This is a genomic window from Pseudoalteromonas sp. SG41-2, from assembly GCF_014164535.1.
In the GTDB taxonomy this organism is placed as follows: Bacteria; Pseudomonadota; Gammaproteobacteria; order Enterobacterales; family Alteromonadaceae; genus Pseudoalteromonas; species Pseudoalteromonas rhizosphaerae.
Genome location: NZ_JACJFK010000004.1, coordinates 90,762 through 101,314, shown reverse-complemented (window position 1 = coordinate 101,314; position 10,553 = coordinate 90,762). Strand labels below are relative to the sequence as shown.

Below are 10,553 nucleotides of genomic sequence, written 5' to 3'. Positions count from 1 at the left end.
TATGCCTGTTATTTGGCGCATGCAGTATTATTTTATCAATTTTAAATTTATTTTGAACTAAAGTACCCTGAGGGCGTCTACTCTTTTGCTTGTTGTTGAATTGCAGTTTAAGCAAGCATCATGTTGATTTCCCTATTTGGTTACTAATTTTAGTAATGATTGAGCCAGCCCATTTTGAGCTGGCTTCTTTTATGTCTGCTATTTGGCGCATGCAGTATTATTTTATCAATTTTAAATTTATTTTGAACTAAAGTACCTTGGGGGCGTCTACTATTATGCTTGTTGTTGAATTGCAGTCAACGCAGGCATCATGTTGATTCCCTAGTTTTAGTTACTTATTTTAGTAATATTAGGCCAGCTCACCTAGAGCTGGCTTTTTTTATATTTCATTCTTTTACTTATCCCTTTAATAAACAATTGCTGTAATAGTACGTAATGTTTATTTTGCCTTTTTGTTTCTAAAATACTGTTATCTGGCCGCAATTGTTTGCGGATTAATCCATGAATACATTAAATGTTAATTTTTTGTTTTATTTTGATTTGGTTGTGTCTATTATAGAGAATTGGTTGTAATATCAATAGTTAGACACATACCTCATCATTCGATAAAAGGTAGTGAAAATGGCTTATTTAATTAATAAACATACAAGTGAATATTGTTTTTTATATGCGCATCATAGTTTTGGGCGCTTTCAATATTCTGTAGATACACTTGTCAACGATCTGAGTGTGTCGAAAATACACACTATTATTGAGTGGTTGAATGGTAAGTGGTATATCCGTGACTTAAGCCTGAATGGTACTTGGTTAAATCATAAGCGTTTGGTGAAGGATGACTCTGAAGAACTAAGTATTGGCGATAAAATTTATTTTGCCGGTAATTCAGAGGTCACTTATGTGGTTAAAGATCTCAGTGCTCCTACAGACCAATTAATCAAGTTAGATGACGAGCAAAGTCAAACAGCCGAGACAATTAAGCTTAATCATTACCACCTATTGCCTGAGCAGCAACCTGATAGCGTGGTTGTTTTTGAGCAAAGTAGCGGCCAATGGTTGTTAGAATCATTACACGATGATGAGTTTACGATACGAGAAGTCTTAGAAGATCATAGTATTATTACCTTAGGTGGTGAACAATGGATGTTTCTTTCTAGTCATCTGGAAGTTGCAACCCAGATGAGCTCCGTACCACAATTGTATATTAGTGATTTAGACTTTATTTTTAACCTAAGTTTGGATGAAGAAACATCAGAATTAAAAGTTCAACATCACAATAATAATAAAGATTTTGATTTGCATGTTCGCTGCCATCACTACTTAACCTTAAATTTAGCGCGCTATAGAGCTTTAGATGCTAAAAAAGGAGTATTACCAGCTAACCAAGGTTGGGTAAATACGGAGCAATTAGTGAAAGATTTAGGTGTCGACATGCGCTATTTAAATATACAGATACATCGTGCTCGCAAGCAGTTTTCAGAAGTTTTAGTAAATGTTCATGATGCTGAAAATATCATCGAAAGACAATTGCGAAAAGTACGGTTTGCTGGCGCATCCTTTATGATTTATAAAGGGTGTGAATTAGAGAGTACCTCGGATGTCGTTAGAGCATGAAACAGTATTAAAATTTAATAAAGTCATCACTAACTATAAATTAATTAAACTACTTAACCAAGGAGGTATGGGAAGTGTGTATCTTGCAGAGGATACACGTTTAAAGCGCTATGTTGCGATTAAATTATTAAAGCCTACTGAGCACTCAATAGAACATAGCGACCCCTTGGTTGAAGCGCAGCTGCTTGCTCGTTTAAATCACCCTAATATTGTACAAATACATGATGTAATTTTATATGAGCAGCAAATTTGTATTGTAATGGAGTACTTAAAAGGCAAAACATTACAGCAGTTTCAACATCAGCACGTCACCACACTCTCCGAAAAGCTTAATTTATTAGCACAACTGTGTGCTGGTCTAACCCATGCCCATAGTCAAGATGTTATGCATTGTGATTTAAAGCCTAGCAATATTTTAATTGATAAAAATGAATTAAAAATCACTGATTTTGGTATTGCAACATTACAAAATAAGCCGCTTAGTGAGCAACGTGATGAATCCAGTTGTGGCAGTGCTAGTGCGATGTCGCCTGAGCAGCTTAATAAACAGCCGTTAGATTTTCGCAGTGATTTATTTTCTTTTGGTATGCTGGCCTATATGTTTATTAGTGGCCGTCATCCATTTGGTGAAGGATCTGCGCAAACGATTGCTAATAATATTGCCAACGGTAAAGCGTGTAATGCACATGAGATCATTCCCAAGTTACCTAATGAATTATGTGATTTACTAAATCAATTATTACAACGAAAAAAAGACCGCCGCCCTGTTGATGCTCAAAGTGTAGAGCGTAAGTTACAAGCCGTTATTATAGCTATTAAACAGCAAGAAATTTTGGCGCAAGACACAGTTCCACTAGAGCAACTCGCATTACAAAAAAAATCGCCTAAAAAGGCTGTTTTTTTAGGGACTTTGCTTTGTATTGCCGTGGCTGCAACAGGCTTAATGTATAAGCTGCAAGTACATAAACCAGCAGAGCACTATGTTGCATTTTTACCTCCGGTGGTAAAATCAGCCGCACTGTTATCCGCAGATACAAATATGCTCAAAGCCACAATTGATGATGCTATTAGGCAAAGTATTATTAATAGTAAGCAGTTAAATCTTATTTCGCAGGATGAGGTTGCGCTCATTTTACAAAGCGGCAATGCTAAACTTACTTTTACAGATAAGTTACATAAATTAAAGCAAGCAACGGGTGCACAAGAAGTGGTGACCGCTGAGCTTAATTGCATGCAACCGCAATGCTATTTAACGTTAGTTCGGCTCGAGGCGCCAAATTGGACGGTAAAAGCGCGTAAGCAATGGCCCATTGTAATTGATAGTTATAATCAGATGTACCATTTAAGCAGTCAGCAATTAACAGCGCTTTTCCCTGATTTTGATAGTAAATATATTGCAATGGCGCAGCTTAGTGACAAAGAACAAATAGAACATATTGAGCTTTATCAAAAAGTGCAGCAAGTTGGTGATTACACTGATCAATTATTTATGCGTATTAAAGAGGCTATAGAACAAACCCCGCAGTTATATGCCAACTATGAGTTATTACGTGAAGTCGCCCTGAGTTTATATCAGCAATCACAGCAAGCAGAGTATTTAAATATTGCCAGTAAATTACTTTTTAACTCACCAACTGCGTATCAAAACACCCCTGCATTTGCTACAAATGCAATGCTAATCGCGGTTGCTAGGCAAGATTGGTTAACTGCGAAGCAGTATTTAGCTAAAGCTGAACAAGTTGGAGCAAGTTCTACCGCTCTTTATGAACTTAAAGGTTTATTATATTTACAACAAGATCAGTTGCCTGAAGCACAGCAGGCGTTTGAACTTGCATTAAAAATACGAGCAAATCCAATAATAAAGCAAAATTTAGCGCAAGTATTATGGTGGCAAGGTCAAATTGAAGAGGCAAAGCAGCTGCTTAATGAAGTTATAAGCTTAAGTTCTCAAAACTATATGGCAAATCAATTACTGGCAGATATAGCCCTAACAGAAGGTGATTTAGCCATTGCTATAAAGCAATATAAACAGGCAATTGAGATTAAACCTGATAGCATAGATTTAAGTAACTTAAGTATTGCTTATTCGTTACAAGGAGAGTTTTCGCAAGCATTAATAGTTGCCCAACAGGCGGTTGATATAAACCCAGAGCATATCAGCTTTCGCCTTAACCTAGCTGATATTGAAAAGGTTTTAGGACTTAGTGAGTCATATCCAGCTAATTATTTAAAGGTAGTTGAGCTGGCGCAAGATCAACACACCCTTGATAGTTATTTAGAAGTCGCACAAGCATACAGCCAACTCGGCGAAGCTAAACTTGCCTTGCAAGCACTCAATAAAGCAATAAGTATTGCGTCAGATCATAATGAATATGTGTTCACTGCAGCGCTTGTATATAGTGTGATTGGTGAATATCAGTCAGCGTTAATGTATATAGAAAAGTCATTAATGATAGGCTATCACCCTATGTGGTTTAATTTACCCTGGTTTAAACCTTGGTGCCAAAAAGAAGAGTTTATTGCGTTAATGCAACAATATGACTCTTCTTTTCGTTGTGCTAGTGCTTTATATTAGTATGTAGCACCAGGCCTACGAACAACAATTTTAGGATCTTGTGACATATAAATTTTGCCAGAAGGCACATGTTTAGCTGTATACCTAAACGAAATAGGTAAATACTCAGTTTCTTTGCCTTCGGTTACTTCAACAACTTTTTCAAGATTGTCTTTATCTACACCGTTAAATTCATAGGTCGGCTCTACTTGAGCAATTCTTAAAACTAAAGTGTCGTCATCAGTGATCTCGGTAGATATATTATATTGGCAATTGCTATCTGCACCACAATATTCAACACCATTCCCATAAAATTCCCAATCGGCAGCCACTGACGGATCTAGGCTGATAATAAGTTCTACGTATTGTCTTTTTTCAGTGCTTATGAGATCGTTTTTTCCTGCATTATTAAACAAAACACTCAGCGACTCAGTCGGATTTGTTTCGTTATTAAAAAATGTTAACCAATTTTCTTGTGTATGAGGTAAAACAGTCAACGTTTTAACGGAAAAGTAGTTATCTGCTTTACATTGCACTTCAATATTTGGGGTTTTGATATCGTTCATTTTTTCAGTCCTTGTATTGTTGTATAAGTAAAACCACTTGTTGGTTTTTATTATTGTTCTGAGTGTAGAATAAAATTGTTTATATAACTAATTAAGATGGGTCTTTTGTAATGCTCTGTAATGATTTTTAGAGTCATAAAAAAGTAAAAAAACCTATCGTGGTATTTTTAGATTGGCTATCATGAAGTGTCTTTTGGTTAATTAAAGTTTATTTATGTATATACAGTTACTTACAAACATTGATTGGGTAAGTGTTGGGATTGGTTTTAGTGTTGGCGCGGTGCTTTTTAGTGTTATTTATGCAAGTCGTGGTAAGCGACTAACAGCAGAGCTAAGTGAGCAGCAGCAACAACTAGCTTTATTGCAAACACAGTCCAATGAAAAACAGCAGCAATATACTGCCTTGATAGATGAACACGATTTACTTAAGCAAAGCCACCAAGAACAACGCGACGAAACTCAGCACTATAAAACCCGCTTCACTGAGCAAGAAAAGCAAAGCCAGCAATACAACCATTATTGGCGCAAGGCTGAAGCTGATTTAACAACACTACGAAGCGAATACAATGCCCGTGATGTTGAGCTCAATAATATGCGCACTATGCTTGAGCAAAAGCAAAGCCATTTTGAGCAACAGTTACAACATATTAAAGAAAGCAAAGAGCAACTTAAAAAAGAATTTGAAAACCTTGCTAATCAAATACTCGAAGAAAAATCGCAAAAATTTAAAGTCCTTAATCAAGAAAGTATTGAGCAGCTGTTAAAACCTGTCCAAGGTGAGTTAAAAGGCTTCAGGGATAAATTGGAATCAATTCATGTTGAAGATCTAAAACAACGTGAAGCTCTGAAAATAGAGTTATTACATCTACAAGCGAAAAGCCAAGCAATCACTGAGCAAGCAGACAGGCTCAGTAACGCATTACAAGGGCAAAAGAAAACCCAAGGTAATTGGGGCGAACTCATGCTTGAAAACGTGTTAGACAGCGCAGGACTGCGCGCTGGTACTGATTATAAACGCGAGGTATCGTTTAATACCGAAGAAGGCCGCCTGCGCCCTGACGTGGTGGTGTATTTGCCTCAAGGTCGGCATTTAGTGATTGACGCTAAAACTTCGCTAAACGCTTACACTCGCTACGTAAATGCAGATAATGAACTGGAGTCTCAACAAGCAATTAGAGAGCATGTTGAGGCTGTAAAAGCGCGTATTAATGAGCTGGCGAGTAAATCATATGATCGCTTACCAGGGCTTAACTCTCCTGAAGTGGTGGTGATGTTTGTGCCGATAGAATCAGCTTTTGTTGAAGCTCTTAAGTATCAAAGTGATATTTATCAACAAGCGATAGAAAAGAACATTCTGGTTGCCACCCCCACTACCCTCTTAACCAGCTTAAATATTGTGAAACAGTTATGGCGTTTTGAAGAGCAGACTAAATATTCAAAAGAGTTGTCTAATCGCGCGGAGCGTTTTTATAGCAAGCTCAACGGCTTTTTAACCAGCATGGAAGGTGTTGGTAAACAGTTAGATAAAGCCAAAGAAAGCTACGATAAAGCGTTTTCGCAGTTATATCGCGGTAAAGGCAACCTAATAAAACAAGCCTCAGAATTTAAAGAGCTTGGTGTATCAGTACAAAAAGAACTACCCGCCGAAACGTTAGAGCGGGCGCAATTAGAGCTAGACGAATAAGGAAATTGTATGCAGATCATACGTGGTAAAGAATTCACCGCAGCAAAGGCATGGGGAGCTAAAAATATTGCCAATATGAATGGCATCACTACCCGTTTACATTGGACTGATAAACCCTATAAATGGCATATTAATGATGGCGAAGAAGTCTTTGTGGTGCTTGATGGAGTCGTTGAAATGTTTTACAAACAAGATAGCGAGACGCACTCAACTGTACTGCAAAGTGGTGACATTTTTTATGCCTCAATAGGCACTGAGCACGTAGCCCACCCTATGGGTGAAGCGCGTATTTTAGTGATTGAAACGCAAGGTAGTGTTTAAGCTGCTAAAGTTTGATATTTAATTGCTGGGCTTTTTAGACCAGCTTGTATAACCTTTACGGCAGCTAGCCAGCTAGAATCGAATTGGATCAACAAATAATTATGAAAGATTTTATAAATAAAGGAATTGTTAAGCTAAAATCGACATCTAATAAAATGTTTGATGAATTCAATAAAGGCTATGTATTTGCAAAAGAAATGATTGATGGTCTGCCTTTTTTATGTCATTTGAACGATTTGGTACGCAAACCCCCACGTCATTTGATGAAAAGCATTATTTTGTAATTCCTTTTGCACTATCTGAACATCAATTCGCTTTACACACCATGCGTTATTTACCAAACGGCGTACCTGAGATTAATAACTTACCTAAGCGGCGTATTTTTCATTTTCCTAATGAGCATGCTGAGGCCGGACTTCGCCATTACATGCTAAATAGCGCTGATGCAATTATGCGTGATCAAGCTTTGGGGCAAACTAATTCATTACAGTCGCTTGCTAATGATATTGATGCCTTAGATAAAAAACTCACCTACGGAATGCTTTTGGTGGGCGGCTTAGCGGCTATTGCAAATCCATTGTTAGGAGCCAGTATTGCGGCCAAAGCTATGCTGCCAAGCATCACTGGCCTACTGAATAAATACGGTGTGCGTGCCTCTGCCGATAAATTGTCTCAATATCAACTTGAAAAAGAAATCAAAGCAGCCCAAAGCAATATAATTGCAGAGTTTGAGGCCGCAAATACGCTACAGTTGATCAACCCTATTTTACAAGAGTTAGAGTTAACTCTTAGAACGACTGAAGCTGAGCATGATCCTATCAGTTCTTTTAATTTAGCAGATGGCTCACTATCAGAGTTTAATGACGACAAATGGCGTGAGTTAACAGAAGTTGCTATCTGCCATGTTTATAAAGATGTTTATGATGATCCCTCATTACATAAACAAGCAAATTTAGATGCAAAAGACTTAAGATGGTTAAAGTTAATGTTTGATGCAGAGCAAGCTAAGGAAAACACATTATGAACATTGCTATTTATATTTACGATGATGCCGAAGTGCTGGATTTTTCAGGCCCATTTGAAGTGTTTAGCACGGCAAAGCGTTTAGCAGACAATAATTGGCAGGTATTTTTTGTGGCAGAGCATGCCGGGCCGATAATTGCCCGTGCAGGTTTTAGTGTAAACCCCCATTACAGTTTTGCTGATCACCCCGCGATTGATTTACTCATTGTTGTCGGTGGTATACATACACATGAGCTTGAAAAACCAGCCGTAATAAACTGGATCCGAGAAACCGCTGGTGCTACTGCTAAAGTTGCCTCAGTGTGTACAGGCGCTTTTTTACTGGCCAAAGCGGGTTTACTCGATGGCTTAACGGTGACTACGCATTGGGAAGATCTTGCGGATCTCGCTAATATGTTCCCTCGGTTAAATGTGATCAGCAATAAGCGCTGGGTATCACAAGGTAAATTCACCACTTCAGCGGGTATTTCTGCAGGAATTGATATGAGCTTGCAATTAGTTACTGAGCTGGGGAGCTCTGAGCTTGCAGAGCTTACGGCAAAACAAATGCAGTACCAGTGGCACAAAAACATTTAACTGTTCGGTAACTGTTCACTGATAAAGTTATGCATATAATCTTTAAGACAAACCGCTTTTTTACTAAGTAAACGACCACTTGGCCAAATGGCATAAATTTCTCGCGGCAGGCTTTGCCATAGTGGCAATACTCTAACTAACTCTTTTGTTTGTAGCTCATTTATAATTTCAAAGCGCGGTAACAAACCGATACCTTGATGATCCGCAACTTGATATTTTACAAAGCCAGTATCGTTATAAATGCTTTTAAAGCGGCACATGTGTGTGTAAGTAGCACATGATTGCGTGTTCGTTAATAGCCATTTATTTCTAAGTGTTGTACCAATTAAACGGTGATGTTTTAAATCGTTCGGTTCAACAAGTTTTGCTGCATTTGTTAGGTACTCAGGTGATGCGACTAAGATAGAGTCGGCTTCTGCGAGCTTTTTTTGCTGTAATAACGAATCAGCTTGAGGGCCGATCCTGAGCGCTAAATCAGCTTGGTTTTTAATAATATCGTCAAGTTGATTACTTAAAATCAGCTCCAACTGAATATCAGGGTATTTCTTGCAAAACGACAACCACATCGGCTTTAAAAAACCATGACAGATATTCAGTGGCGCGAGCACTTTTAGCTTACCACTAAGTTGTTCTTTTTGTTGATTAAGTTGATAACGAGTTTGTTCAAATTGCTCAACTAAGTTGGCATAACTTTGATAGTACACCTGTCCTTGTTGTGTGAGTGTGCATTGGCGTGCAGAGCGATGCAGCAGTTTTTGCCCAAGGCGAGATTCAAGGCGCTGTAAACGCCGCGTAACTGTTGCCGCAGGCAGCGATAAATACTCCCCCGCTTGAGACAATCCTCCTTGTTGTACTATGTGCACAAACAGCACTATATCATCTAGCATGATTCCACTTTTGCAATTTAAGTTTGATTAAAGCTTTATATTTAACATTTTAGTAAGTCTATATCATTGCTTTTAGGTTTTCTTGTTAAAGAGTATTTTTATGGAACACAGTATTAATTGGGTAGCTGTTATTGTTATCGGTGTAGGCGCAACAGCAGTGCTTGATAGTTGGTCGCTATTACTTGCGAAAGTGTTTGGCGTGCCATCTTTAAACTTTTGTATGGTCGGTCGCTGGATAAGCTTGATGCGAAGTGGTCAATTTAAACATACAGCAATAAACAAAGCGCCATCGCAAAAAGGCGAATGCGCAATCGGTTGGTTTATCCATTATGTAATAGGCGTTATTTTTAGTTTTACTTTTTTATTGGTTATGTCAAATGACTGGCTAGTATCCCCCCGCCTAATACCCGCCCTTATATTTGGTTTAGCCACAGTATGTACGCCTTTTTTTATTATGCAACCTGCGCTTGGGCTGGGTATTGCTGCGAGTAAAACGCCAAGACCAGCGTCGGCCAGAGTTAAAAGCTGTGTATCACATTGTGTATTTGGTGCAGGAATTTATATCAGCTCGCTTGTTTTATTGCTATTTTGAGGAGCTACTATGTCTGCTGATTATTGGTTAAATCGTTGGAAAAACAATGATATTGGTTTTCATGAAAGCCGAGTAAATCCATACTTAGATCGTTATTTTACTAACTTGAAAATTCCTCAAAATGGCCGAGTTTTCGTGCCTTTATGTGGTAAAACAAACGACATTGCATGGCTACTCGAGCAGAATATACAGGTTGTGGGCGTTGAGCTCTGTGAAAGCGCCATTAAACACCTATTTGGCTCTTTAAATGTTACACCTACAGTAACGGTGCACGACAAGTTTAAACTGTATAGTGCGGATAATTTGGCTATTTGGGTGGGAGATATTTTTGCACTAACCGCCAACTTACTTGGATCTGTTGATGTTATATATGATCGCGGATCATTAGTAGCCCTGCCTTTTACACTACGTAAAAAATATAGCAGGCATGTAGTGATGATCACACAAAAAGCACCACAGCTACTTATTTGTTGTGTATATGATCAGTCTAAACGCGATGGCACACCATACAGTATTAGCGCTCAAGAGGTATTTGATCACTATCACCATGCTTATTCGCTACAATTAATTAGATGTGAAGCTATTGCGAATGGAGTTAAAGGCGTTGTACCGGCAAATATAGTTGTTTGGCAGTTAAACAAAAAAGATTAAACTTTATGTTGTATATTGCATGTAATGTTTGGGGTCAATGGATGAATGCTTGCGATGAACGTTCTGATCTTATATGCAAACTTTGCTA

10 protein-coding genes are annotated in these 10,553 nt (G+C 38.1%); 8 read left to right on the top strand and 2 right to left on the bottom strand.

What is annotated here, in order from left to right; translation table 11 throughout:
• The first annotated feature begins 621 nt into the window (after positions 1-621).
• Together H5186_RS04475 and H5186_RS04470 are read left to right on the top strand one after the other, a co-directional pair.
• On the top strand, positions 622-1,611 hold the full coding sequence (locus H5186_RS04475) for an FHA domain-containing protein (protein ID WP_182717283.1): 990 nt from the start codon (positions 622-624) through the stop codon (positions 1,609-1,611).
• The gene (locus tag H5186_RS04470) at positions 1,595-4,186 is read left to right on the top strand and encodes a serine/threonine-protein kinase (protein WP_182761126.1); all 2,592 of its coding nucleotides are present in this window, start codon (positions 1,595-1,597) and stop codon (positions 4,184-4,186) included. The genes H5186_RS04475 and H5186_RS04470 overlap by 17 nt, the downstream gene beginning before the upstream one ends.
• Here H5186_RS04470 and H5186_RS04465 read toward each other — a convergent pair.
• The gene (locus H5186_RS04465; protein WP_182717285.1) at positions 4,183-4,731 is read right to left on the bottom strand and encodes a hypothetical protein; all 549 of its coding nucleotides are present in this window, start codon (positions 4,729-4,731) and stop codon (positions 4,183-4,185) included. The genes H5186_RS04470 and H5186_RS04465 overlap by 4 nt on opposite strands.
• A gap of 214 nt (positions 4,732-4,945) precedes the next feature.
• Between H5186_RS04465 and rmuC the strand changes: the two genes are divergently transcribed.
• The 4 genes from rmuC to H5186_RS04445 all read left to right on the top strand — a co-directional run bounded on the left by rmuC (position 4,946) and on the right by H5186_RS04445 (position 8,335).
• The gene (rmuC, locus tag H5186_RS04460; RefSeq protein WP_182717286.1) at positions 4,946-6,415 is read left to right on the top strand and encodes a DNA recombination protein RmuC; all 1,470 of its coding nucleotides are present in this window, start codon (positions 4,946-4,948) and stop codon (positions 6,413-6,415) included.
• A 9-nt stretch (positions 6,416-6,424) separates the two neighbouring features.
• Complete coding sequence (locus H5186_RS04455; RefSeq protein ID WP_182717287.1) at positions 6,425-6,736, top strand: cupin; 312 nt, start codon at positions 6,425-6,427, stop codon at positions 6,734-6,736.
• 220 nt (positions 6,737-6,956) lie between these two features.
• Positions 6,957-7,760, top strand: a complete 804-nt coding sequence (locus H5186_RS04450) for a hypothetical protein (protein WP_259400280.1) — start codon at positions 6,957-6,959, stop codon at positions 7,758-7,760.
• Positions 7,757-8,335, top strand: a complete 579-nt coding sequence (locus tag H5186_RS04445; protein ID WP_182761128.1) for a DJ-1/PfpI family protein — start codon at positions 7,757-7,759, stop codon at positions 8,333-8,335. The genes H5186_RS04450 and H5186_RS04445 overlap by 4 nt, the downstream gene beginning before the upstream one ends.
• Here H5186_RS04445 and H5186_RS22990 read toward each other — a convergent pair.
• Positions 8,332-9,222 carry a LysR family transcriptional regulator gene (locus tag H5186_RS22990; protein ID WP_182717290.1) on the bottom strand — a complete coding sequence of 297 codons (891 nt, stop codon included), beginning with the start codon at positions 9,220-9,222 and terminating at the stop codon, positions 8,332-8,334. The genes H5186_RS04445 and H5186_RS22990 overlap by 4 nt on opposite strands.
• Positions 9,223-9,322: 100 nt before the next feature.
• Between H5186_RS22990 and H5186_RS04435 the strand changes: the two genes are divergently transcribed.
• Positions 9,323-9,814, top strand: coding sequence for a DUF2938 domain-containing protein (locus H5186_RS04435; protein WP_182794166.1), 492 nt, complete (start codon positions 9,323-9,325; stop codon positions 9,812-9,814).
• A 9-nt stretch (positions 9,815-9,823) separates the two neighbouring features.
• On the top strand, positions 9,824-10,465 hold the full coding sequence (gene tmpT, locus H5186_RS04430) for a thiopurine S-methyltransferase (RefSeq protein WP_182794165.1): 642 nt from the start codon (positions 9,824-9,826) through the stop codon (positions 10,463-10,465).
• Positions 10,466-10,553: the final 88 nt, after the last annotated feature.